We start from the raw sequence: 23,326 nt of genomic DNA, 5'->3' as shown, positions 1-23,326 counted from the left end.
GCTGTCTACCAGGGGCTTCCTCATATCCGGCGGAGGCACGCCGAGATCAGATCCATTGCCCCTCAACATCATTCGCACAGGATGAAAAAGGCTCAGTGATCGAATTCGATGATTCGCAGTGCCCGGCAAAGGAATTCGGTAGTCACGCGGGTCACGTACTCGACCGGCTCCCCGGCGTCCAGCCGGTCGATGGCCCGCCCGAGCACGCCATCGACCAAAGCAGCGGTGAGCTCCGGATCCGGGTCGCCGCGTTCGGTCAGCGCCGCCCGCAGAGGTGCGGCGAGATCACGGTGATGCCGAGCCAGCACCGCGCGTCCGGCGGGATCGCCGGGCGTGCCACCACCCAGTACCGCAACCCGATGCGCACCGGCGGCCGCGAGTTCGAGCGTGACCCGCACGTACGCCGTGATGCGGTCATCGGCCGTGTCGCGGCGATCGACCGCATCACGCACCCACGCACCCCACTCAGCGAAAGAGTCGGCCACAATGCGTGCCAGAATCTCGTCGCCGGACCGGAAGTACTTGTAGACGCTGCTGCGCGCCAACCCGGCCACCGCCCCGACCGCCGCCGGCGTGACCGCATCGGCACCACCCTCGAGCAACAACCCGCGGGCGGCATCCAAGAGCGCCCGTTCCTGATTGGCCCGGTGCTCGGCGACTGTCGGAGCATCGATCTTCGGCATCGCGAAACTCACCGCCTTCGGCATGTTGGGGACACTGTGTCGTCAACGTACCACAGTTGGCGACACGGTGTTCCCAAGAGCTATGATTGGCACCGACCACGCCAGGGAGAAGTGCTGCAGGTCAACGAGTTCATCAGACGACAGATCTGCCCTTGGCGATGTCTATGCTGAGAGGCGTCCGCCCTCGCGCGAACCGTGGACATCGATCGAGTAGTCGTTCCAGATAGCGAAGGATCACGCCGTGTCGGAAGCGTTCGACTGGTCTTCGCCGAAGACCTACAACCAGCCCGTCGATATCGACGACTATCTGGCGATGCCCGAAGACGTCTCCCGCACGGTCGAGATCAAAGACGGGATGATCGTCTTCTGCGAATCGCCCTCGCCCAATCACAACGCCATCTCCCGCAACATCGAACGCGCACTCGCAGACGGCGAAGCGAAGCGGTCGCACCGGCAGCCCTGTCTTCGAGTCAACCGCGATATCGACATGCTGGTTTCGGAGGTACCTTTTCACTACAAGCGACCGGACACCATCGTCTACCGGTGCATCGGGGAGCCACGCCCACGCTGGAAGACCAAACCCACTGTCGCGGACACGATTCTGGTGGTGGAGGTGGTATCACCGACCACTGTCACGGCCGACACGATCGACAAACGCGCCGAGTACGCCCGCTACGGCATCCAGCACTACTGGATCGTCCGTATGGCCAACGATGACGGCCCAGCGATCTCCATCGAAATGCTCACGCTCAACTCCGACGGCAAATACGTCTCCAACGGTCACCGCAACCGCAGCGACCATTTCGCCGCAGCGATCGACACACTGGCCCCCTTCGAGGTCACACTCACCTGGGAGCAACTCGACGAGGGCCTCGACTGAGTTCCCGTGACGTCCACGGCTGCTACTCGCCGACCAGGAATTTCCGCTGCTGGAACAGGTGGGTGGCGCTGCAATAGCCTTTCCTTCAGCATGCTTCAAGAAATCGACGACGAAATCCAATGTCTTCCAGATAGTTTCGACGGCCGCCGGAACTTTGGTCGAGCGAGCCCGAACACGACGTTCGTGTCGGCCGGTATCGTCGCCGCTGCGGCCGTGACACCGTCCTAACCGTTGCCGCGCTCCCCGATGCGGAAGGGCATGTGGGACAAGGTGTGATGGACCATGTTGGTGAGGGTCACGATGTCGAAGATCGGGATGTGCAGTAGCTGCTGGATGGCGTGACCGTACGGCACGAGGTCGGTGCATTCGATGACCAGCGCACCCATGTCGGGGTTGTCGGCGGCCAGTCGGGACACTTCTTCGAGGACTTCCGAACCGAGGCGGTCCGCGTCGAGGTTGTCGCGGCGGCCTTCGAGGATGACCTCGCGAAATTCCGGGTGCCTGGCCATTCCGGTGACACAGATCGGAACGGACTCGCCGCCGATGGCTTCCAGGTGGCGGCGGGTGAGGGCCTGTTCATCGGCGACGAACAGGCCCACGGTGCGATCGGTGGCGAGCATGCGGTGGACCATGGGCAATTGGATGAGGCTCGAGCTGTAGAGCGGGACTCGGACGGAATCGGCCAGCCGCTGCTGGAACAGGACCAGGAATCCGCAGGCGGCCGTGATCGCGTCCACGCCTTCGGATTCGAGCTTGCGGGCGGCGTCGATGAACGGCTCGAGCAGGGTCGGATCCGCCTCGCTCACCACCCGGCGCGGGGTCGCACCGGCGACGACCTGGTAGACGACCGGGAAGTCGAAGGTCGCCGGATTACGGATGTGGCCGGGGAGCTTGGTGAACGCTGTGTCGAGACACAGGACACCGATCCTCACCGAAGAACCGCCAGGATGCCCCGTCGTTCACGGCGGGGAGGAATGGCGTGCGCCACAGGCGTATTGGTTTTACACATGATCTTGCCTCCTGTAAAGACATCTTCATGAGGACCGCGTACAAGGCCCGGGCCTACCCGGACGCCGAACAAGCCGCGCTGCTGCGCCGCACGTTCGGCTGCGTGCGCGTCGTCTGGAACAAAACCCTTGCTGACCGGCAGCGCCGGTACACCGTCGACCGGAAATCGACCTCCTACAAGGAAACCGACGCGGCGCTGTCCGAATGGAAGCGCACCGAGGAACTGGCATTCCTGTCCGAGGTGTCCTCTGTACCGTTGCAACAAACGCTGCGACACCAGCATTCGGCGTTCGTGGCGTTCTTCAAAGGCGCCGCCCGGTATCCCCGGTTCAAAAACCGGCACGGTCGGCAATCCGCCCACTTCACGCGATCCGCGTTCCGTATCAAGAACGGCGGGCTGTGGCTGGCGAAAACCAGTGCGCCCCTGCGTATCGAGTGGTCGTGGCCCGGAGTCGACCTCAGTGGGCTCGACCCGACGATGGTGATCGTGTCCCGCGAGCCAGACGGCCGCTGGTTCGCGACCTTCGCAGTCGACACCGATGACCCCGCGCCGCTTCCCAGCGTCGGCGAATCCGTCGGCGTAGACCTCGGCATCAAGGACTTCGCGATCCTGTCCACCGGGGAGAAGATCGCCAACCCGCGTCACATGGCGCGCCACGAACGCGGATTGCGCCGCCATCAGAAGCGCTTGGCGCGGATGTGGAAAGGTTCCGCTAACCACAGCAAGCAGCGGGTTAAGGTGGCACGCAAGCATTCCCGCGTACGTGACGCTCGCCGGGACTTCCTGCACAAGACCAGCACCGACCTCGTGCGCCGCTTCGACACGATCGCGGTGGAAGACCTCACCCCAAAGAACATGGTGCGCAACCGCCGGTTGGCGAAGTCGATCAGCGAAGCCGGATGGGGCGAATTCCGGTCGATGCTGGAATACAAGGCCGAGCGTGCCGGGCGTCGCGTCACGGTGATCTCTCGCTGGTACCCCAGCTCGAAGACCTGTAGTTCGTGCGGGCATCTGCTCGCCGAACTCTCCCTCGGGACACGTCATTGGACGTGCCCCGGTTGCGGCACCCGGCACGACCGGGACGTGAATGCCGCTAAGAACATCCTTGTCGCCGCCGGGCTGGCGGAGACTATAAACGCCTGCGGAGGCGATGTCAGACCGCACGAGACACCTCGTCGGCAATCGCCTGTGAAACAGGTACTCTCGACCGCGAGGCCGAGAATCCCCGTCCTTCAGGGCGGGGAGTAACCAAGTCCATTCTGTCTGCCATGGGGCGGCCGTCGCCGCTTCAGGTGGGTGCGCCGAAACGATTCGGCCGCAACGGGATCGGGTCGGTGAATGGCTGCTCACCCGCCAGGAGCTGACCGACGAGTTCACCGCCGGCGGGCGCGAGCCCCATGCCGATATGGCCGTGTCCGGCGGCGACGAGGAGGTTGCGGAGATCACCGGCGGGACCGATCAGGGGCAGGCTGTCCGGGGTACACGGCCGCAATCCACTCCAGCTCTGCAGGATCGATGTCTCCTCCAAGTCGGGCAGGAATTCGCGCACGGCGCGCCGCAGCGCCCGTAGCCGGTGTTCGGAGATCGCGCAGCTCATCCCGGTCAGCTCGAGCTGTCCGCCGATCCGCAGCCGGTCGCCGAGCGGGACCATCGCCACTCTGGCCTCGCTCAGCAGCACCGGCAGGCCGGGCGCGCTCGGCGGCATGGCCACGGTGAGGCTATGGCCTCGGATCGGTTGCAGCAGCAGATCCATTCCCGCCATGCGGGCGCACTCGGTGCTCCATGCGCCCGCCGCGATGACCACATTGCCGGGACGTAGCTCCCCGCGAGTAGTGTTGAGCTGCACGATATTCCGATCCCGTATGCCGAAACCGGTGACCTCGGTGTGCTCGCGGATCTCTACGCCCGAACCGCGCAGGACCCGGCCGAATTCGACGAGGAATTCCGGGACGCGCAGGTATGCACCCTCGGGGTTGTACAGTGCGCCGTGAATATCGAACTTCGTCTTCGGCGCGAGCTCGTCGAGCTCACCGGATCCGAGGACCCGCAGCGGCACACCACCGGCAACAGTGCGCGCCACGGTCCGGCTCGCCTCGTCGAAGCCCGCCGGGGTCTTGAAAGCCAACACGATGCCCGGTGACTCGAGCAGAGCGGCCATGTTCTCCGAAGCGCACAGCTCGAGCAGGATCGCGAGACTGCGCGTCTTCATCCCGATCAGTACCCGGAATCCGTTCGCCGCGGCCTCGGCCGAGCAGGCGCGCCGGAAATGCCGCAGCCAGTGCGACAATTCGGCGTCCGGGCGCGGCTCGATGTACCAGGGCGCGTCCGGATCCGTCGCACCCGGAACGGCGATGGCGAGCATGCCGGGTTCGGCCAGGGGTGCGGCACCGTGGGTGCCGACGAATCCCGTGTTGCCGGCCGAGCACGATTGCGGACCGCCCACCGCACCGCGCTCGAGTACCGTGACAGTCGCCCCGCGCTGACTCAACTGCTGCGCACAGAACAGGCCGACGACTCCCCCGCCGATGACCACCACATCCGGGTCCTCGCGCACGGGAGTTCCCTCCTTGAGCGTCATGAGCGCGACCTAGACGCTGACGACGAAGAAGTTCGTCGGCAGATTGACCACGACCCGCTCGTAGATCTCGGCCTTCAGCGCGATCCCCGGCTCGGTGAAGGTGCCCGCGGGCGGCTCGGCGAATCGGATCACCGAACGTCCCGCGTCGAAAAGCTGTGCGCCGTGGCCGAAGTCGCCGACGATGGCGGTCCCCGGTTCGACCAGCCTGGTGCGGACGATGAACACACCGTTCTGTTCGAGGTCGTCCATCAGCCGACCGCTGCCCATGGCACGGTAGTAGTCGACCGGGTTGATGATCATGCCGTCGGCGGTGCCGCCCATCTGCTCGATCTCATTGCAGGCGCGCAGGATTGTCGAGGTGAAGGGTCCCCGCTCGGTCATCCGCTCGATCTCGGGCATGTTCAGCAGCCCGCCCTCGCCGCTGATAATGGTGTGGTTCTCGGCGGTGCACAAGCGCACGATCAGGCGGTAGTTGAGGAAATTCTCGAAGGTGTCGGGGTCCTTCCACAGATCTGGCGGGACCTGCACCCACGCCGTGGTGGTGAGCAGCTCCGGAATCGGCGACTTGTGGAATCTGCTGGCCAGCTCGCGCCGGACGTCTGCGCCCACGATGGAGGTGCCGCCCGGAGCGGGTGCGCTCTCGTGCCAATAGAACTGGCGCGGATCGCGCGACAGGTCGATGGTCTTGAGCATATTGCGGGCCGGATTGCGGGGTTTGCGCCGCGAGCTGGTCAGGGAATCGGTGATTGTCACGTCGTATTCGACCGCCGCGTCCAGCCCGTGCTGCCCGCATGCCTCGACGAACATCCGGCCCGGCGACAGCTCGTGTTTGCGGTCCGCGACGACCTGCGCCAGGGTCTGTTTGATCGAATCTGCCTTCAGCATGTCCCCTCCTGGGAAACGGTGTAATGCGATGAGGACGCGCCGAGCACGCTCGAGCCGCCGTCGATCAACTGGACGGTGCCGGTGATGTAGCCGGCCCGTTCGCTGGCCAAAAACGCTGCCAGGGCGGCGATTTCGTCGGGCTGGGCGATGCGGCCCACCGCGGTCTTGCTGCCGACGGCGGCCAACTCCGCCTCGATCCGCCCGTCCGCGGAGCCCTGCGCCAGGACCCGTTCCAGCAGCGGAGTGCGGGTCGCGCTCGGCGCGAGCACATTGACGGTCACGCCGTCGCGCCCGACGTCCGCGGCGAGGGCCTGCGCGAACCGCACGATCGCCGCCCGGCTCACTCCGGACAGGGCCAGTCCGCCGATGGGGACCACCGCGGTCTCCGATGCCACCAGAAGTATGCGGCCCCACCGCGCATTCCGCAGGTGCGGCAAGGCCGCCAACGCCAGCTGGACCGCGGGCATCAGGACGGTGTCGACCGCCTCCCGGTACGCGGATGCCTCGAAGGCCGTCGCGCTCCCGGTGGGCGGTGTGCCGCCGCTGACGGCGACGATGTGGAGTCCACCGAACTCCACGGCGACCTCGTCGACCCAGCGGAGAGCCGCTTCAGGGTCGCCGATGTCCACGCGTGTTGCGTGGACCCGCCCACGTGCCATCGCTTTGATCGCGCGTTCGGCGGCGGCCAGTCGTCCCGGGTCGCGGGCTCCGATGGCGACATGCGCGCCCTCGGCGGCCAGCTCCTCGGCGATCGCCAGCCCGATGCCGCTCGATCCGCCCGCGACGAGTGCGACCTTTTCCGTCAGCCCCAGATCCACTGTCGCTCAACCTCTCCCATGTCGACCGGGAATCAGATACCCGTACCGGATCGCCAGCGGCCAGGACAGCGCCGTCACCGTCGCCTTGGCCGAGTTCGGCAGCGCGCCGCGCCACGAGTCGTCGGTCGGTCGGATGACGGTGACGCCGGTGTTGAACCGGTCCGGGTTCCCGGTGACCGTGTGATTGGCGTGCAGCTCGATCGTCCGGTCGGTCATCGGGTTGGCCGCCGGATCGATCTCGCACAGTCGCAGCACCGTGTCGACCGTCCCCGCCGGATCGGCGATGAAGTCCTCATATCGAAGGAACAGCGACCGCTGCGGATACCGGCGGCCGATCGCGTGCGACGCGAGGTTGAAGCCGGCCCAGTAACCGGTGCTCTTGCCCGCCGACATGGCGTACACGTATTCCTTCGGCTTGCTCCATGATTGGGCGACGGCCCGGGGATCGCGCACCAGATGCAGGTAGTACGGGGTGATCCCGTCGAGGTACGACAGCAGTGCCGCCTGGCCCGGCATCTTCGAGGTATCGACGATCACCCGCGACCGGCTGCGTTCGGCAATGGCGCGGTAGACCTGGGCCAGCAGGTCCGCATGCGCGCGAATCGGCTCATTGCGCAGGCCACGCCCGAGCACCTGCCACGTGTTCCTGGTGCGGACGTAGCCGAGTTGGTGCCGAATCACCGTGTCCGCGTGGTCTTCCAGGGTGACCCCGTCGGGCCTGCCGACCGGCAGGATGGTGGACCAGAACGGGCAGTCGACGAGCTTGTGCCCGCAGCCGCACAGCTCATTGACGCCGCGCCCGGCGGCGTTCTTCCACAGGAAATGCAGTTCCCCAACGTGGAATACGCCTGGAATCTCATTGAGGATATTGCCGAGAATGGTGCTGCCGTTGCGGCACCATCCGGTGACGCACAGGACCTTGACCGGGGGCGCGCTGCTCATCTGCCGCCTCCTCTCTCACCGGTTGGTGACCGATTGCCGAATCGTGTAGGCCATGACCGCGGCGGTGAACGCGCAGCCCGCGCCGACCAGATACACGGCGGGATAGCCGAGCCCGCTCGCGATGGCACCGGTCGCCGGGCCCCAGACGAACAGCCCCAGATCCCAGAACGAGGTGTAAGCCCCCAGTGCCGCACCCTGTTTCGAGCTCTCGGCGTTGTTCATGACCATCAACGCCAGCGAAGGGTGCAGCAGTGAGAAGCCGACCCCCATGACAATGACGCCCAGCACCGCCACCGGCAGGTTCGGCGACCACGCGACGATCAGCAGCCCGGCCGCCTCGCCGATACCGGACCAGGTGCCCACCCGCCGCGGTCCGAGCTGGTCCGGCAGTTTTCCGATGACCAGCCGCGTACCCGCGTACACCGCGCTGAAGACGGCCAAAACGACGGCGCCGGAACCGATCCCGCGCACTTGCAGGTCGCGGATGATGAAAGCGGCCAGCCCCACATAGCCCGCCGCGGCGAGGGCGAGGGCCAGACCGGGCAGCGCCGCAGGCTTCAGCATCAGCCCGCGACCCCCGCTCGACCGCGCGACCTCCGGCTCGGGCCTGGCAATGGTGATCAGGGCGAGTCCGGCGAGCGGCGCGGCCGCACACAGCGCCCACACCGCCCCGATCCCGAAGTGCCGCAGGGTCGCACCGAGCGCCGTCCCCGCCGAGATGCCGCCCCACATGGCTACCCCGTAGAGCCCGATCAGCTGGCCGCGCCGATCGTGTGGCGCGAGCGTGACGGTCCAGGCCGCACCCGCCACGAACAGCGCGGCCTCGCCGACACCCACCAGCAGCCGCACCACGATCAGCCCGGCCAGGCCGAGCGGCAGAAAGTACAGCAGCCCGCCGACCGCGATGGCGAGCGCGCCGAACCGCATGACCTGCCGATAGCCGTGCCGGTCGGCCAGCCCGCCGAACACGGGCCGGGTGAGCAGCGCGGTCAGGGCAGTGGCCGTCACCACGAGCCCCACGCTCAGATCGCCCGCGCCGAACCGGTCGCGAACATGGTCGGGCAGTACCGGAATGGCCGCGGACAAGCCGAGATAGCCGCAGAACAATCCGCCGAACACCCCGGCGAGCGCAACCCGCGGCAGCGTTCCGGTGTCGGGTGAGGCCGTCATGGTCGCCCTGCCCACGAGGAATTCGCGTCGACCTCCGTCGTGGTCAGGGCGGCCGCGACCTTCCGCACCGCGGCGACGAGATCATCGCAATCCGCCCGCGACAGCGTCGAGGACAGCGGAATGTCCACGGCCTGTTGCAGATAGCGGGTCGTATTGGGCAGGGATGCTTGCACGGCGGCGGTGTCCTTGCCGGGGAACAGGAATCGCCAATTCCAGAAGGCGCGAATATTGTGATCGGAGTCCGAACCGAGGTTGCGCGCCTCGATACCCTCCTGGCACAGCGCCCGCGCGAACCACTGCGCGCGACCCTCGGCAACCTGGAAGATGAAGGCCTCGCCCAGATACGCGCCCGGCGCCACCGGCTGCCGGATCCGAATGCCGTCGAGGTCGGCCAGCTGCGCGGCGACATAGTCGTAGTTCTCGCGGAAGGCGGCCAGCCGGATCGGCAGCCGTTCCAGTTCGGATCGCAGCAGCGCGGCCCGGATCTCGTCCATGCGGAAGCTGTACAGCGGCAGCTCCAGATCGGTGGCCAGCGGCGACCGACCGTCGGCGAAATGCCGCCGCAGCCGGCCCTCGTACGCGCCGGAAAGCACGGTGGCCCGGGCGAACAGGGTGCTGTCCTCGGTAATGAGAAAGCCGCCCTCTCCGCTGTTGAGCGACTTGTCCGACTGGGTGCTGAATGCGCCCGCCAGGCCGAAGGTGCCGAGTTTGCGTCCGTTCAACTGCGCGCCGAGCGCGGGGACGGCATCCTCGAACACCGGAACGCCCCGCTCATCCGCGAATCGGAGCAACGCGCCCATATCCCCGGCGAAGCCACGCATGTGCACCACCACGATCGCCCGGATTCGCGGTGTCCACCGCCGGCGCAGATCGTCCACGTCGAGGTGGAGGTTCTCGTCGGCGTCGACCAGGAACGGCGTGCATCCGGCGAGCAGGATGGCGCTGGGTGTGGCGGCGAAAGTGAAACCGGGACAGGCGATCAGGTCTCCGGGTTCGACTCCGGAGGCCATGATCGCCAGCGCCAGCGCGGTGGTACCGCTCGAGGTGGCCAGCGCGTGTGCGGTCCCGAAGTAGCGGCACAGTTCCGCCTCGAATCGCGCGCACTCGGTCTCATGCGGCGGGCGATGGTCGTATCGGAAATAGAGATGACTACGAATCGCGCGCAGCGCCGCTTCCTCGTCCTCGGGACCGACACACACCGCGCCCCGGTCATAGGTCGGCCAGGGTATGTGCCGTACCGGATCACCGCCGTTCAGGGCCAGCCGCGCACCATGGGCCGGCTGCGTGTCCGGTGCCGTCGGGGCCGATGCCGAATCATCGATCACATTGTCCGCCATCATATTTATGGCACCGACCGACCAGGAATCGGCGGTACTTGCCTGCTTGCCTGCCGAGACTCTCGGAACCGGGAACCTCGGTGAATGTTCAAGGCACGCTACGCCGAACCTGCGGGATTCATGACCGAAACATCGTTAAATTCTGGTCACTTGTCCGAAATTGGCAGGTATCCGCAATCGTCTGTGCCCCAACGGAATCAGTGATGCACTGGGTGCGGGCGGCCCTGCATGACATGAGCGTGGCCGCCGGATGCGCGGTGCGAGTAGCGGATTCGGCACATCGAAAGATGCCCACCCCTTCTGTCGATCTTGAATCCGTTGCACAGCAATAGTTGTCGGGCAACGCGTGGTCCCCAGCGTCCCTGCCGACATCGGTCAAGGGGATTCGGATCGGATCGCCAGGCGTGCAGGCGATCTCGATGCCGTTCGGCCAAGGGAAACGCGCTTGCCCGAGCAACCGCGAGCGGAATCCTGTTGGAGGTTCTTGTCGTTACCCCCGATTTCGTTGCGAACCAACCGGTCCCGCCTGTTTGGGCCTCGATCATGCTGTTGCACAATGGTTTTACAGTTTTCGATCACCGTGGCGTGGACAATGACGGAAATGGACGACTACGGCCTCGACTGGAAGTATGCGGCCGCTCCCGATAAGCACCCGCGGTCGCAACCGTGCGGGCATCCGATCGGGTTGTGGGTTGATGCGGCCACGCCCCTGGCGCAGGAGGTCATCACTCCGGCGACCTTCGAGCAAGCCGGTTCTGATCGTGGTGCCGCTCGTACAGGGCGCGCCAGGCCGGCCGGTACGCGGGTGGTCAGGATTCGGTGGCGCGGTGGTAACCCTCGGTGAAGAAATCGAAGAGGGCGTCCGCGTCGCTCAGGTCGGTGAGGGTGTGTGCTGCGCCGAAGGATTCGTTCCAGAAGGGGCCGGTGCGCTGGTCCCAGGGGCCGACGTAGGCGTAGGGCTCGGGGATGTGGGCATCGCCGGGTGAGACGCCGAAGTTGATGCGGTCGGCGGTGATGCCGAGGTCGAAGTGTTCGGGCCAGAGGACGGGGGTTTCGGCGGGGTTGAGGCGGCGGAGGGCCCGGTCACCCCGGTCGAAGGCTCGGGCGATGGTCTGGGCGTGGTGGAGGTCGACGTGGATGGTGTCGGTGAGGGTGCAGCCGGAGCTGTCGGAGTACAGGTCGGCGGGCGCACCGGCGTCGATACCGGCGTGGGCGGCCAGCTCGGCAAAGGTGGTGCCGCTGAGCTTTCCGGCCACCGAACCGTTGACCAGCAGCAGATCGCCGTCGACCGCGACCAGTGGGGGATGGATCGTGCTGAACCCGCCCGGGGCTGGGCGCAGTTTGATCGTGCCGTGGGCGCGGAACTGCGGGCCGGCCATCAGCAGTTCGGCCACACCGTGGAGACTGCGGCGGGTGCGGGTGTAGTCGTCGGATTCCATGGGAATGTCCTTCCTTCGGGGGCCGCCGAGGGACAGGGTCGAGAATATTCCTCGGATTTTGCCCGATGCGGTCAGTGGGTGGCGAGGGGGTGGCAGGCGATGAGCTCGGTGCGGGCGATGCCCGACTCGCGGTGCCGGTGGATGCGCTGGTATTCGGGGGCGGTCACCATGTCGAGAAATGCTCGGCGGCTTGGGTATTCGACGAGGGCGACGTAGTCCCAGTCGGCGTCGCCGATCAGGGTCTGCTGCGGTTCGCCGTGCCACAGCAGGCGGCCGCCCTGCTGTGCGACCAGGGTGAGGACGGCGGCGCCGTAGGCCGCGTATTCGGTGCGGTCCTGGAAGGTGATGAGGTTCAGCATGACGACGGGGCCCTCGTCCCCGGCGGCGAAGCGGGTGAACTGGTCGGGGTCGGGTGTGATCGCCATGGTGGTGGCTCTTCCTTCGACGGCCCGCTCAGCCGGTGAGCAGGCGGGTGAGGGCCGTCGTGACCGCGGCGCGGGCGGCGGTGACGGACAGGGACTGATGGCGGCGTAGGACGTCCCAGGTTTCCCAGGAGCAGAGGGCGAAGGCGGCCTCGCGGGCCGGGGGGTCGAGGTCCGCGAGCTCGGGCAGGTGAGTGCGCAGGTGGGCACGCAGCGCGGCGCGGCTCTCGTCCAGTCGTTCGGACAGGACGAGGGATTCGTGTTCGCGCAGCAGGGCGGCGCGGCGGGTGCCCGCGACGCGCTCGAACAGTTCGGCCCGCAGCGTCACCAGGCGATCGATGCGCTCGTCCAGGTCGCCGCTGACGGGTTCCATGAGCAGCACCCAGTGCCGGGAGATCTGGGTCTGCGCGGCATCGAGATACAGCGTCTCCAGGTCGCGGAAGTGGTGATACACCGAGCGGGTCGCGACTCCCGCGCGTTCGGCCACCGCCTGCGCGGTGGGCTGCAGGTCGCCCTCCTCCATCAGCGCCAGCACGGCGTCGAGCACCGCCTGACGGTTCCTTGCTCCACGTGCGGTCCGTCCGTCCATCGTCGGCCACCCTACACACGCGAAGTGATAGTTGCACGCCGCATGCAACAATATTATCGTCGCCCTCATGTACGCATTGCGGACACCGGACGAGCGGTTCGCCGCCCTGCCCGACTTTCCCTTCGAACCCTGCTACCTCGAGGTCGAGGCGGGCGACGGCAGCGCTACCCGGCTGCGGTTGCACTACCTCGACGAGGGCCCGCGCGACGGTGAGATCGTGCTGCTGCTGCACGGCGAACCGTCCTGGAGCTTCCTGTACCGCCACATGATCCCGGGGTTGGTGGCGGCCGGAAAGCGCTGCGTCGCACCGGATCTGATCGGTTTCGGCCGCAGTGACAAGCCCGCCGACCGCGCCGACTACAGCTATGCCCGCCACGTCGAATGGGTGCGCGAGGCCCTGTTCGATCATCTGGACCTCTCGGGCGTCACCCTGGTCTGCCAGGACTGGGGCGGGCTGATCGGCCTGCGGCTGGTTGCCGAGCACCCCGACCGCTTCGCCCGGGTGGTGGTCGCCAATACCGGCCTGCCCACGGGCGAGGCGAAACTGACCGACGCCTTCGCCGTCTGGCAGCGGTTCTCCCAGGAGACACCGGAGTTCCCTGTCGGCGGTATCGTCGCGGGCGGCTGCCGCACCGAACTGTCCCCCGCAGTGGTGGCCGGATACGACGCCCCGTTCCCCGACGAGACCTACAAGGCGGGTGCGCGAGCCTTCCCGATGCTGGTCCCCACCCACCCTGACGACCCGGCCGGCCCGGCCAACCGGCGTGCGTGGGAACAGTTGGCGCACTTCGGGAAACCGGTGCTCACCGCGTTCTCCGACGGCGATCCGATCACCGCGGGCGGCTACCGCATCTTCCAGGAGCGGGTGCCCGGCGCGGCCGGTCAGCCGCACATCACGATCACCGGCGCCGGTCACTTCCTGCAGGAGGACCGTGGCCCGCAGCTCGCGACGTTGGTGGCCGAGTTCATCGCCGCCAACCCGGCTCCCGACATCACCGGAGGTTCCACGAAATGATCAGCAGGCGAGGATTTTTCGGCACCGGTGCGATGGCCGGCGCCACCGCTGCGGCGGTCGCCGCCACCGGCCCGGCCGCCGCGACCCCGCGACGCATGGACAATCATCCGGACCGGCCCAATATCCTGGTGGTTCTGGTCGACGAGATGCGCAGCCCGATGTGGTTCCCCGAGAAGTCGGTGCTCGACACCATCCTGCCGAATATCGCCGCGCTGCGGGGCAAGTCGGTCTCCTTCCAGCAGCACTACACGGCCGCCAACGACTGCACGCCTTCGCGCGGCGCGCTGGTGACGGGCCTGTACTCGCATCAGACCGGCTGCCTTTCCACCTCGCAGTCGGAGCTGGCGGCGGGCTTCCCGACCTGGGGGTCCATGCTGCGCGAGCAGGGCTATCGCACCACCTGGTGGGGCAAATGGCATCTGGGCCACGACGCCGACACCACCCCGGGCGGCCTGGACCGCTACGGCTTCGACGGCGGCACCTACCCCTCGCCCAACGGCGCGCCCGAACAGGGCCTGCAGATGGACGGGCGCATAGTCGACCAGTTCGTCGACTGGTTCAACACCGATGCGGGGCAGGGCCCCTGGTGCACGACGGTGTCACTGGTCAATCCGCACGACATCCAGTGGTGGCCGCGCTGGACGCGACGCACGCTGGCGTTCAACAACATTCCACGCTGGATGAACGACCTGCCGGGGAATTTCGAGACCCTCGACCAGCTCTCGCGCAAGCCACGGTTGCAGAAGGCCCTGGTGGAGGTCTCGGCGGTGACCTTCGGGCTGGCGCCCTACGGCACGCCCGGGGCCGATCAGGAGTGGATCGACATGCGCAACCTCTACCTCTGGTTCCAGCAGCAGGTCGATATCCAGATCGGCCGCGTGCTCACCGAATTGGCGACACAGCTGGAGGTCGCCGCCAACACCGTGGTGGTGTTCACCTCCGACCACGGTGACTACGCCGGTTCGCACGGGCTGCACGGCAAGGGCGGCGGCGCCTACGACGAGGCCATCCGCGTGCCGCTGTTCATCCACGATCCGCGTGGTCAGCTGACTCCCGCGCCCGGCACCCGCGATCAGCTGACCTCCAGCATCGACCTGGCCGCGCTACTGCTGACCATCGGCACCGGCGGCAACGGCTGGCGCGCCGACGACCGCTACGCGCACCTGGCCGGCCGGCACGACATCGCCGCTGTCGCCGCCGATCCGGGCGCAGCCGGACGGCCGTGGATCCTCCACACCACCGACGAGCATTCCATCGAGGAGGCGGCCGTCCGGTTCAACGACGACGCACCCGGTCATGTGATCGCACTGCGGACCGCGGACGCGAAGTTCGTCCGCTATTCGCACTGGGTGCCGGGCTCCGCGCAGATCGACCCCGCCGAGCAGGAGGAGTACGAGCTCTATGACTACTCGACCAGCGACGGACGGCTGGAGCTGGACAATGTCGCGGCCGTCGGCGGCGACCTGCGCGACACCATGAGCCGGTTGCACGACGAAGCCGTCAGCACCGAACTGCACCAACCGCTACCCTCCTACCTGCAGCAGGCCCAGCAGGACGGGTGGACCGATTACAATACCCAGACCGCGAAACCCTTCGGGGAGCAGCTCTCCGACTTCCTGCGGGACGGCATCGGTGCGAAATAGCGTGCGGGCAAAGCCCTTCACCGGCGCCGCCGCCGGGCTGCTCGCCCCTGTGGCCGGTGCCGCGGCCGCCGTCCCGATTCCCGCGGTGCCCGTGACACTGCCCGTATTCCTCGGCAATCCGGCTGTGGCACCGTCTACCTCGGTGTGATCGCGGGCCTGATCGCAGTCCACGACGGCTGAACGATCGAGAGCCGCTGCACGGCAACGGCTCTCGATCCACCGGCACCCCTCAGGCGTCCGCCACCGCCGCCCACGGGTTGACCGGCACCACACCGGCCGCGCGCCCCGAACTGTCGAGCAGCCGCCCCCATGACTTGAACGCCCGAAGCACGAGGCGCTGGTCGACGACGACCGCATCGGTCAGTGCCGTGGCAATTCTGCCGAGGATGGCGCTCAGATCCGCGATGCGATGCACCTGCGCCATCATCATGATGTTCACCCGCCCGACCGTGGACAGGCCGTGGCGGAGAGCTTCAACTCGCTGTTCTTCCGCAACGCCGTGAACGCGGGACTGCCCGCGATCACCGCACCCCCGGAACCACCGGGGTCGACCGGGTCGGCCGGCAGTGGAATCGGCAGGTGGCAAATAATCAGCTATGGCGATCTCTTCGATCGGAGGAGAGCGCATGGAACGCCAGACCAACCCGCCCACAGGGAAGGGCCGGACTGCTGCCGCGCACTTCCCGCAACCCTGACCGAAATCGGTACGGAGCGAAGGAGTCTCATGCGAGCGACCTACATGTACGGTGCCGGTGACGTCCGCGTCATCGACGTTCCCGATCCCGCCGTCCAGCACCCCACCGACGCCCTGGTCCGTGTGGTCCGCAGCTGCGTGTGCGGTTCCGATCTGCACCCTTACCACAACATGCCCGCCTCGGAGCGGGGCGAATCGATGGGGCACGAGTTCGTCGGCATCGTCGAGGACGTCGGAAGTGAGGTCCGCACGATCGGGAAGGGTGATTTCGTCATTGCCCCCTTCGCCTGGTCGGACGGCACCTGTGACTTCTGCCGTGAGGGCCTGCAAACCTCTTGCCGCCATGGCGGTTTCTGGAACGCGGGGGACGTACGCGGCGGCCAGGCCGAGGCCGTGCGGGTGCCGCTCGCCGACGGCACCCTCGTCCCGGTACCCGTCGAGGAGAACTCGCCGCTGGTCCCCTCGCTGCTGACGCTGTCGGACGTGTACGGCACCGGCTACCACGCCGCCGTGAAGGCCCGGGTCACCGCGGACACCACGGTCACCGTGATCGGTGACGGCGCGGTCGGCCTCATGGGTGTCCTGTCCGCGCAGCAGCTGGGCGCACCCCGGATCATCCTCATGGGCCGCCACAAGGAGCGCACCGATCTGGGACGCGAATTCGGCGCCACCGAGGTGGTCGCCGAGCGCGGCACCGAGGGCATCGCCGCGGTGCGCGAATTGACCAGGGGCGACGGCACCCACGTCGTCATAGAAGCGGTCGGCCACATGCCCGCCTACGAGCAGGCCCTGGGCGTGGTCCGCCCGGGCGGCGTGATCAGCCGCGTCGGCCTCCCACAATACGACGACGCCCCGGTCGGATGGGACCTCTTCGGCCCCAACATCACCCTCACCGGCGGCCCGGCACCCGCCCGCGCCTACATCGAGACCTTGCTTCCGGCGGTCCTCGACGGCACCGTCGACCCCGGCCGGGTCTTCGACACCGAACTCCCCCTCGACGACGCCCCCGCCGCCTACCGCGCCATGGACGACCGTCTATCCCTGAAGGTCCTACTTCGTGCCTGAGCGTTGGCGCGTCGGAGACAACGCCCCGTGACGCCGGTGCGCGGCCGGCCAGGGTGTGATCGGCGCGCCTCGGCCGAGGTCAGCGCCCGATCGGCACGACCGATAGCCGCGCATCGACCGGTCGTAACCGGCAATTTCGACACTCCGGGACGGTCCGCACGCGCCGGGGCCGGGTGGCGATCGGGTGGGCCCGTCACTACGGTGGGGCGGGCAATCGGAAGCCCGGAAGCGGGGGTGTGTGGATGCCGTTGTCGACGGCCGAACAGGTGATGGCCACGAATCAGGCTGCGCCACAGTGGCGCTCGATGCCGCTGGTCGTGGTGTGTCTGGTAGGGGTGTTGGGTGGACTGGCCGGGTGGTACTACCTCGGTCAGGTGCTGGCCGCGCCGCGCGCGATGCTGCACCTGGTCGATCTCGGCGTGTATCAGATCGCGGCAGACCGTGTGGTGCACGATGTTTCGGTGTACGACACCCCGTTGCGGGGGCACACGCGCGGGGTGTGGGAGTTCGTGTACACCCCGTTCGCGGCGCTGATGTTCGTGCCGTTGGCGTGGTTGCACGGGTCGGTCTTCACCTGGGCCGGGGGACTCGCGAATTTCGCCATGCTCACCGGATCTGTTTGGGCGGCACTGTCGGTGCTCGGTTATCGGCGCGACCGCCGCATGCTGATCGTGGGCCCGGCTGCTGCCTGTCTGCTGCTGTTGTGTGAGCCGATCCGGGAGACCGAGGCCTTCGGGCAGGTCAATATCCTGCTGCTGCTCCTGGTGCTGGCCGATATGGCGCTGCCCGATTCCTCTCGCTGCAAAGGCGTGCTGACCGGTATCGCGGCCGGCATCAAGCTGACCCCGGCGTTCTTCATCGTCTACCTGCTGGTCACTCATCGATTCCGGGCGGCCGCCACCGCCACCGGCGCGCTGGTCGCCACGATGGTTATCGGCCTGGCCGTGCTGCCGAAGGATTCGCTGACGTTCTGGAGCGGCGCCTTCGCCGACCCTGCCCGGGTAGGTGTCCCCGAGAACCCGCAGAACGAATCCCTGCGTGGCATGCTGGCCCGTACCCTGGGCGCGGCCGGTAGCATCCAATTGCTGTGGGCCGCAGCTGCTCTCGCCATCGCGGTGGTCTGCCTGATCCTGGCCCGCCGTCTCTCGGTCACCGGCCGTGAACTTCCCGCCGTGGTCCTGTGTGGTCTGACCAGCACCGTCGTCTCCCCGTACAGCTGGATCCACCACTGGGTCTGGCTGGCTCCCCTGCTCATCTACCTGGCCGATCTCGCCCTGCGCCACCGCTCCCTCCCGACCGTGGCGGGCCTGCTCGCCGTCTTCCTCGTCTGCTCGGGCGGCGTCTTCGATCTCCTGGACCTGCACTACGGCAGCGTTTTCGACCTCCCGAACCACGGCCCCTTCGCGGTCCTCGGCCACAACGCCTACATCTGGCTCACGCTCGCCCTGTTCGCCGCCACGGCCGTGCTGGCACGGCGCGGTTCCGCGCGGGTCGGCCCCGTCCTCACGCTCGGTATCGGGCGACGAAGCGCCGCAGGATCTCCTGCGGCACCGTGATGTGCTCGCGGTGCCCGAGTTCGGTCAGGGAGTCGGCCTCACTCGGGTCGAAATAGCCCTCGTGCCGATAGATTTCGATGCGCAGCGCCAGGCCCTGGCCGTCGAGTTCGGGATGGAACTGGGTGGCGTAGACGTTCTCCCCGACCCGCACCGCCTGTACCGGGCAGACAGCCGAACGCGCGAGTAGCACCGCACCCGGCGGTACGTCCTGGCAGGACTCCTTGTGCCCGACAAAGGCGCGGAACGTCTCCGGAAGCCCGTGCAGCAGCGGGTCTTTCGCCGCGTTCTCGGTAAGTTCGATGGTCGTCGCGCCGGGCGTCTCGCCGTAGCGCTCGCTGCCGACCAGCCCGCCCAGCACGTCGGCGAGCATGCTCAACCCGTAGCACGCGCCCAGATACGGGACGTCGCGGCGCACGATCTCGATGAGCAGCTTCTTCAGCTCGGGTTCGAAGACCCGCTGGTAGTCGTACTTCTTGGTCTCGGGGTAGCTGAGGTTGCTCGGCCCGCCGCCGACGATCACCGCCCAGTGGTTCTCGAGTTCGAGATCGGGCATGCCGCGATTCATCTCGACCCGCATCACGTCCGTGGCCGTGAGCCCGCCTGCGTCGAGGATCGCCCCGTACTCCTGATCGGACGCCGCTTGCTCGGGTCGCAGCTGCAGCAGCAGGCAAGACTTGGGCATGTCCACATTGTGGGCGGTCGGTCCGCTCCGGTTGGGAGCTATGCGGGGATTGACCTCGAGTGCGCTCGAGGTTGCAGGGTGGAACCATGACTCGACCAGTAGAAACCTGGAACACCGTCTACGACGAGGACACCGCGCCCTGGGTGATCGGCGAACCTCAGCCCGCCATCGTGGCACTGGAACGCGCCGGTGAGATCAGCGGCCGCGTCCTCGAGCCGGGCTGCGGCGCGGGTGAGCACACCATTCTGCTCACCCGCCTGGGCTACGACGTCCTCGGCGTCGACTTCTCCCCCAGCGCAATCGAATACGCCCGCGCGAATGCCGCCGCCCAGGGCGTCCCGGCCGTCCGGCTCGAGGTCGCCGATGCCCTCGCCCTGGGCGGCAATGCCGACTTCGCGGGTGATCCTCCGGGCTCCGCACCCGCCTTCGACACCGTCGTCGACAGTGCCCTGTTCCACGTCTTCGGCACTGAACCCGAGGCCCGCGCCGCCTACGTCCGCAGCCTGCACGCGGTCTGCAAGCCCGGCGGCGTGGTCCACGTCCTGGCGCTCTCCGACGCCGAACCCGGCTTCGGCCCCCGCATCAGCGACACGGTGATCCGGGCATCCTTCGGCGCGGGCTGGGAACTGGAAAGCCTGGAACCCACCCGCTACCGCGGCCGGGTCACCGCCACCGTCGCCGATCAAGCGGTGGGCCTCGAGGTGTCCCCCGCGGGCCTGGTCGATGTTGCGGCCTGGATGGCACGCATCCGGAGGCTCTGATACAGTTCGGCTATCTCATCAGGAATTCTTCCGAAAAGCCAAAGTACGTGTAACCCTGGGTTACACGTACTTTGTTTTTCACCCCTACCTTTGCCTTCAGCCCCGATGCACCCGATCGCTCACCAGCGCCCGCAGCGCCGGGTCCTCCTCGCCCACGTGCAATGACCGAATCCGTTGCACCGCAAGCGCGTCCGTCCCGGTGACCCGCTGGCTCAGGCGCTCGTGCTCCACCCACGACGGGCTCGTGAAGGTCTCGACGTGACGGTCCGGGTCGACCGGATCGGAGTACATCGCCCAGTGCATGGCCCCGTCGCGGCGGCGGGAACGCCGCAGGTCGGGGATGGCGGCATGGAAGTCGGCCAGGTGCTCGGCGGGGATGCGGTATTCGACGGTGAGCATGATCGGGCCGTCATCGGGGGCCAGGGACAGAGGCACGTACGGTTCCAGCACGTGCGCGGACTGGACGTCGATCTGCTCGGCGGCCGCGAGCCGGAACCACAGGCCCAGTGCCGTCTGCGCCGCGAGCGCCACCCCGGCCGCGGTGAGTGCCGTGGGCAGTCCCGTGGTGCCGGCCACCGCACCCCAGCCGGCCGCACTCACCGCGAAGCCGAGCTGGAACACCAGCTGGAACACCGCCAGTCCACGGCCGCGAATCCAACTGGGCAGCACCGATTGTGCCGCGATATTGAGCGTCGACATCACACCCATGCCCGCCATGCCGGCGAGGAACAGCACCGGCAGCGCGGGCGGGAAGGCGGTCAGCTGCGCGAGCGTCAGCAGGCAGGCGGCGTAGAGCAGGCTGCAGGCCAGTGCGATCCGATCGGGGGAATAGCGGTGTCGGATCCGCGGCAGCACCAGTGCACCGCACACGCCACCGACCCCGAGCACACCGAGCAGCAGACCGTAGGTGGTCGCCGTCTGATGCAGACGCACGCGGGTGACCACGGCCAGCAGGGACGGCAGCGCGCCGTAGCAGAGCACGAAGGCGGCGGCGCGAACCAGCACCGCGCGCAGTTCGGGCGCATTGGCGACATAGCGCAGGCCGGTGCGGATGGCGGTGGTGAGATGCTCGGGCGGCAGTGCTGTCGCGGTGGGGCGGCGTCGCCAGACATACACCACCGCAAGCACTCCCAGGAACGACGCCGCGTTGAGCAGGAAGACACCGCCGGAGCCGACCGCGGCCACCAGCACGCCGCCGATGGCCGGCCCGATCGCCTGCGAGGCCGTCATCGCCACCGAATTGAGGCTGATCGCGGCGGGCAGCTGTGCGGCGGGCACCAACTCGGGGGTGATCGAGCTGAAGGCCGGCATGCCGAGCGTCGCGCCGGTGCCCAGCAGCAGCGTCGCGGTCAGCAGCAGCGCCGGATTCACGCTGTGCGACAGCGTGAGTGCGCCGAGGAGTGCCGCCACCACCAGCTGCCACGCCTGGGTGAACAGGATCAGGCGGCGGCGGTCGAGGATGTCGGCGAGCGCACCCGCGGGCAGGGCCAGCACAAAACTGGGCAGGGCACTGGCAGTGGACAGCAATGCCACCAGGGCGGCCGAGCTGGTCAGCGTGGTCATCAGCCAGGAGGCGCTGACCAGGTGCATCCAGGATCCGACATTGGAGGCGATCGAGGCGATCCACAGGGCCCTGAAAGTATTGATACGCAAGGGTGTCCACGGTGAGGTCGCCGAGGGTGTGCTCATCCGTCAGAGAGTACGGATCTGTCCCGGCATCGGCGCGTCCGTTCGCGATCGGCCGAACGGTTGGGGCCGCACCCCGCCACGGCTCCAATTCCGGCAAATCTCAGCGGAGTTCGTTCGGGACGCGCAAGATTGACAGGCTCGGAACGGTTCCCGAGGACAGGATCGCAGCACCATGGCGGTACGCACCCGACTATCCCCAGACCAGCGCAACTCCTTCATCGCCGCCCAGCTCGGCTGGACCATGGACGCTTTCGACTATTTCCTCGTGGTGTTCGTGTACGCCGATATCGCCAAGAGCTTCCACATGCAGAAGAGCGAGGTCGCGTTCATCACCACGGCCACGCTGATCATGCGCCCGGTGGGCGCGCTGCTGTTCGGACTGTGGGCCGACCGGGTCGGGCGGCGGATTCCGCTCATGGTCGACGTCGGGTTGTATTCGATCGTCGGGTTCATGTGCGCGTTCGCGCCGAACTTCACTGTGCTGGTGATCCTGCGCATGCTCTACGGCATCGGCATGGGCGGTGAATGGGGACTGGGCGCCGCACTGGCCATGGAGAAGATCCCCGTCGAGCGTCGTGGCTTCTTCTCCGGCCTACTGCAGGAAGGGTATTCGTTCGGCTACCTGCTGGCCTCGCTCGCCTCGCTGCTGGTGACCAACTGGCTCGATCTGTCATGGCGCTGGCTGTTCGGGCTGTCCATCATTCCCGCCCTCATCATTCTGATTCTGCGGGCGCGCGTACGGGAATCGGAGGTGTGGGAGTCCACCCGCGAGCGCCTGGTCTCGACGCGCACCTCGTTCAAGACCATCATCACCAACCCGGTCATCGTGCGCCGGTTCGTCTACCTGGTGATCCTGATGACGGCCTTCAACTGGATGAGCCACGGCACCCAGGACATCTACCCCACGTTCCTGTCCGCCACCCAGCATGGAGGTGCGGGCCTGTCGACGGCCACCGCCAAGTGGATCGCCGTCATCTACAACATCGGCGCGATCATCGGCGGCCTGGTCTTCGGCAGCCTCTCGCAACGCTACGGCCGTCGCTACACCATCATCTTCTGTGCCCTGCTGGGCCTGCCGATCGTGCCGCTGTTCGCCTATTCGCGCACCGCGGCCATGCTGTGCCTGGGCTCGTTCCTGATTCAGGTTGCCGTCCAGGGCGCCTGGGGCGTTATTCCCGCGCACCTCACCGAGATGTCGCCCGACGCCATCCGCGGCTTCTATCCGGGCGTCACCTACCAGCTCGGCAATCTGATGGCCTCACTGAACCTGCCGATCCAGGAGCGCCTGGCCGAATCCCACGGTTACCCGTTCGCCCTGGCGATCACGGCCGTCCCCGTCTTCCTGGCCGTCGCCATCCTGACCGCGATCGGCAAGGAGGCCAAGGGGATTCGCTTCGGGACCACCGACAGCCCCGCCACCGCGCCGGTGACATCGGGTTGACGCTCCCGATCCGAAGGTTCGGGAGCAC

Annotated in this window: 23 protein-coding genes; 9 read left to right on the top strand and 14 right to left on the bottom strand. The window is 67.4% G+C overall.

What is annotated here, in order from left to right; all coding sequences use genetic code 11:
* Window positions 1-92 precede the first annotated feature (92 nt).
* Complete coding sequence (locus ACIRRA_RS32095) at window positions 93-707, bottom strand: TetR/AcrR family transcriptional regulator (protein ID WP_402775974.1); 615 nt, start codon at window positions 705-707, stop codon at window positions 93-95.
* Between the two features lie 217 nt (window positions 708-924).
* On the opposite strand from ACIRRA_RS32095, the gene ACIRRA_RS32090 reads away from it, so the two are divergent.
* On the top strand, window positions 925-1,563 hold the full coding sequence (locus ACIRRA_RS32090) for a Uma2 family endonuclease (RefSeq protein WP_402775971.1): 639 nt from the start codon (window positions 925-927) through the stop codon (window positions 1,561-1,563).
* Between the two features lie 224 nt (window positions 1,564-1,787).
* Here the strand turns inward: ACIRRA_RS32090 and ACIRRA_RS32085 are convergent, their stop codons facing one another.
* A complete protein-coding gene (locus tag ACIRRA_RS32085) occupies window positions 1,788-2,495 on the bottom strand; it encodes an aspartate/glutamate racemase family protein (protein ID WP_402775968.1) in 708 nt (235 codons plus the stop codon).
* Window positions 2,496-2,599: 104 nt separating this feature from the next.
* Here ACIRRA_RS32085 and ACIRRA_RS32080 point away from each other — a divergent pair, with 104 nt between their 5' ends.
* Complete coding sequence (locus ACIRRA_RS32080) at window positions 2,600-3,820, top strand: RNA-guided endonuclease InsQ/TnpB family protein (protein WP_402775966.1); 1,221 nt, start codon at window positions 2,600-2,602, stop codon at window positions 3,818-3,820.
* A 40-nt stretch (window positions 3,821-3,860) separates the two neighbouring features.
* Here ACIRRA_RS32080 and ACIRRA_RS32075 read toward each other — a convergent pair whose 3' ends face one another.
* The 9 genes from ACIRRA_RS32075 to ACIRRA_RS32035 all read right to left on the bottom strand — a co-directional run bounded on the left by ACIRRA_RS32075 (window position 3,861) and on the right by ACIRRA_RS32035 (window position 12,752).
* Window positions 3,861-5,150 (bottom strand): NAD(P)/FAD-dependent oxidoreductase, encoded by a 1,290-nt coding sequence (locus ACIRRA_RS32075; protein WP_402775963.1) that lies wholly within the window; start codon window positions 5,148-5,150, stop codon window positions 3,861-3,863.
* A 9-nt stretch (window positions 5,151-5,159) separates the two neighbouring features.
* Window positions 5,160-6,035 (bottom strand): family 3 encapsulin nanocompartment shell protein, encoded by an 876-nt coding sequence (locus tag ACIRRA_RS32070; protein ID WP_402775960.1) that lies wholly within the window; start codon window positions 6,033-6,035, stop codon window positions 5,160-5,162.
* Window positions 6,029-6,853, bottom strand: a complete 825-nt coding sequence (locus ACIRRA_RS32065) for an SDR family NAD(P)-dependent oxidoreductase (protein ID WP_402775957.1) — start codon at window positions 6,851-6,853, stop codon at window positions 6,029-6,031. The genes ACIRRA_RS32070 and ACIRRA_RS32065 overlap by 7 nt, the downstream gene beginning before the upstream one ends.
* Window positions 6,854-6,859: 6 nt before the next feature.
* Window positions 6,860-7,795, bottom strand: a complete 936-nt coding sequence (locus ACIRRA_RS32060) for a sulfotransferase (RefSeq protein ID WP_402775955.1) — start codon at window positions 7,793-7,795, stop codon at window positions 6,860-6,862.
* A gap of 15 nt (window positions 7,796-7,810) precedes the next feature.
* Window positions 7,811-8,965, bottom strand: coding sequence for an MFS transporter (locus ACIRRA_RS32055; protein ID WP_402775952.1), 1,155 nt, complete (start codon window positions 8,963-8,965; stop codon window positions 7,811-7,813).
* On the bottom strand, window positions 8,962-10,302 hold the full coding sequence (locus ACIRRA_RS32050; protein ID WP_402775950.1) for a DegT/DnrJ/EryC1/StrS family aminotransferase: 1,341 nt from the start codon (window positions 10,300-10,302) through the stop codon (window positions 8,962-8,964). Before ACIRRA_RS32050 ends, ACIRRA_RS32055 begins: the two co-directional genes overlap by 4 nt.
* Before the next feature lie 809 nt (window positions 10,303-11,111).
* Window positions 11,112-11,741 (bottom strand): hypothetical protein, encoded by a 630-nt coding sequence (locus ACIRRA_RS32045; protein WP_402775947.1) that lies wholly within the window; start codon window positions 11,739-11,741, stop codon window positions 11,112-11,114.
* Window positions 11,742-11,812: 71 nt separating this feature from the next.
* Window positions 11,813-12,166, bottom strand: a complete 354-nt coding sequence (locus ACIRRA_RS32040; RefSeq protein ID WP_402775945.1) for a DUF1330 domain-containing protein — start codon at window positions 12,164-12,166, stop codon at window positions 11,813-11,815.
* A gap of 28 nt (window positions 12,167-12,194) precedes the next feature.
* Window positions 12,195-12,752, bottom strand: coding sequence for a TetR/AcrR family transcriptional regulator (locus tag ACIRRA_RS32035; RefSeq protein ID WP_402775943.1), 558 nt, complete (start codon window positions 12,750-12,752; stop codon window positions 12,195-12,197).
* Window positions 12,753-12,819: 67 nt separating this feature from the next.
* Here ACIRRA_RS32035 and ACIRRA_RS32030 point away from each other — a divergent pair, with 67 nt between their 5' ends.
* The 3 genes from ACIRRA_RS32030 to ACIRRA_RS32020 are packed head-to-tail and all read left to right on the top strand — an operon-like array spanning window position 12,820 to window position 15,558.
* Window positions 12,820-13,767 carry a haloalkane dehalogenase gene (locus ACIRRA_RS32030; RefSeq protein WP_402775940.1) on the top strand — a complete coding sequence of 316 codons (948 nt, stop codon included), beginning with the start codon at window positions 12,820-12,822 and terminating at the stop codon, window positions 13,765-13,767.
* Window positions 13,764-15,410, top strand: a complete 1,647-nt coding sequence (locus tag ACIRRA_RS32025; protein WP_402775938.1) for a sulfatase-like hydrolase/transferase — start codon at window positions 13,764-13,766, stop codon at window positions 15,408-15,410. Before ACIRRA_RS32030 ends, ACIRRA_RS32025 begins: the two co-directional genes overlap by 4 nt.
* Window position 15,411: 1 nt before the next feature.
* Window positions 15,412-15,558, top strand: coding sequence for a hypothetical protein (locus ACIRRA_RS32020; RefSeq protein ID WP_402775935.1), 147 nt, complete (start codon window positions 15,412-15,414; stop codon window positions 15,556-15,558).
* 81 nt (window positions 15,559-15,639) lie between these two features.
* Here the strand turns inward: ACIRRA_RS32020 and ACIRRA_RS32015 are convergent, their stop codons facing one another.
* Window positions 15,640-15,840, bottom strand: a complete 201-nt coding sequence (locus tag ACIRRA_RS32015; protein ID WP_402775932.1) for a hypothetical protein — start codon at window positions 15,838-15,840, stop codon at window positions 15,640-15,642.
* A 294-nt stretch (window positions 15,841-16,134) separates the two neighbouring features.
* Between ACIRRA_RS32015 and ACIRRA_RS32010 the strand changes: the two genes are divergently transcribed.
* Window positions 16,135-17,169, top strand: a complete 1,035-nt coding sequence (locus ACIRRA_RS32010; protein WP_402775929.1) for a zinc-binding dehydrogenase — start codon at window positions 16,135-16,137, stop codon at window positions 17,167-17,169.
* A gap of 242 nt (window positions 17,170-17,411) precedes the next feature.
* The gene (locus tag ACIRRA_RS32005; RefSeq protein ID WP_402775926.1) at window positions 17,412-18,725 is read left to right on the top strand and encodes a glycosyltransferase 87 family protein; all 1,314 of its coding nucleotides are present in this window, start codon (window positions 17,412-17,414) and stop codon (window positions 18,723-18,725) included.
* Here ACIRRA_RS32005 and ACIRRA_RS32000 read toward each other — a convergent pair.
* Complete coding sequence (locus ACIRRA_RS32000) at window positions 18,673-19,407, bottom strand: glutamine amidotransferase (RefSeq protein WP_402775923.1); 735 nt, start codon at window positions 19,405-19,407, stop codon at window positions 18,673-18,675. The genes ACIRRA_RS32005 and ACIRRA_RS32000 overlap by 53 nt on opposite strands.
* Window positions 19,408-19,493: 86 nt before the next feature.
* On the opposite strand from ACIRRA_RS32000, the gene ACIRRA_RS31995 reads away from it, so the two are divergent.
* On the top strand, window positions 19,494-20,168 hold the full coding sequence (locus ACIRRA_RS31995) for a class I SAM-dependent methyltransferase (RefSeq protein ID WP_402775921.1): 675 nt from the start codon (window positions 19,494-19,496) through the stop codon (window positions 20,166-20,168).
* A 96-nt stretch (window positions 20,169-20,264) separates the two neighbouring features.
* On the opposite strand, the gene ACIRRA_RS31990 is transcribed toward ACIRRA_RS31995, so the two are convergent.
* Window positions 20,265-21,857: an MFS transporter gene (locus ACIRRA_RS31990; protein WP_402775919.1), complete on the bottom strand. Its 1,593-nt coding sequence runs from the start codon at window positions 21,855-21,857 to the stop codon at window positions 20,265-20,267.
* 172 nt (window positions 21,858-22,029) lie between these two features.
* Here ACIRRA_RS31990 and ACIRRA_RS31985 point away from each other — a divergent pair, with 172 nt between their 5' ends.
* On the top strand, window positions 22,030-23,298 hold the full coding sequence (locus ACIRRA_RS31985) for an MFS transporter (protein WP_402775916.1): 1,269 nt from the start codon (window positions 22,030-22,032) through the stop codon (window positions 23,296-23,298).
* Window positions 23,299-23,326: the final 28 nt, after the last annotated feature.

This window comes from Nocardia sp. NPDC101769 (assembly GCF_044766925.1).
Classification (GTDB): Bacteria; Actinomycetota; Actinomycetes; order Mycobacteriales; family Mycobacteriaceae; genus Nocardia.
The sequence above is the reverse complement of the archived record's forward strand: the minus strand, read 5'-3'. Positions and strand labels throughout refer to the sequence as shown.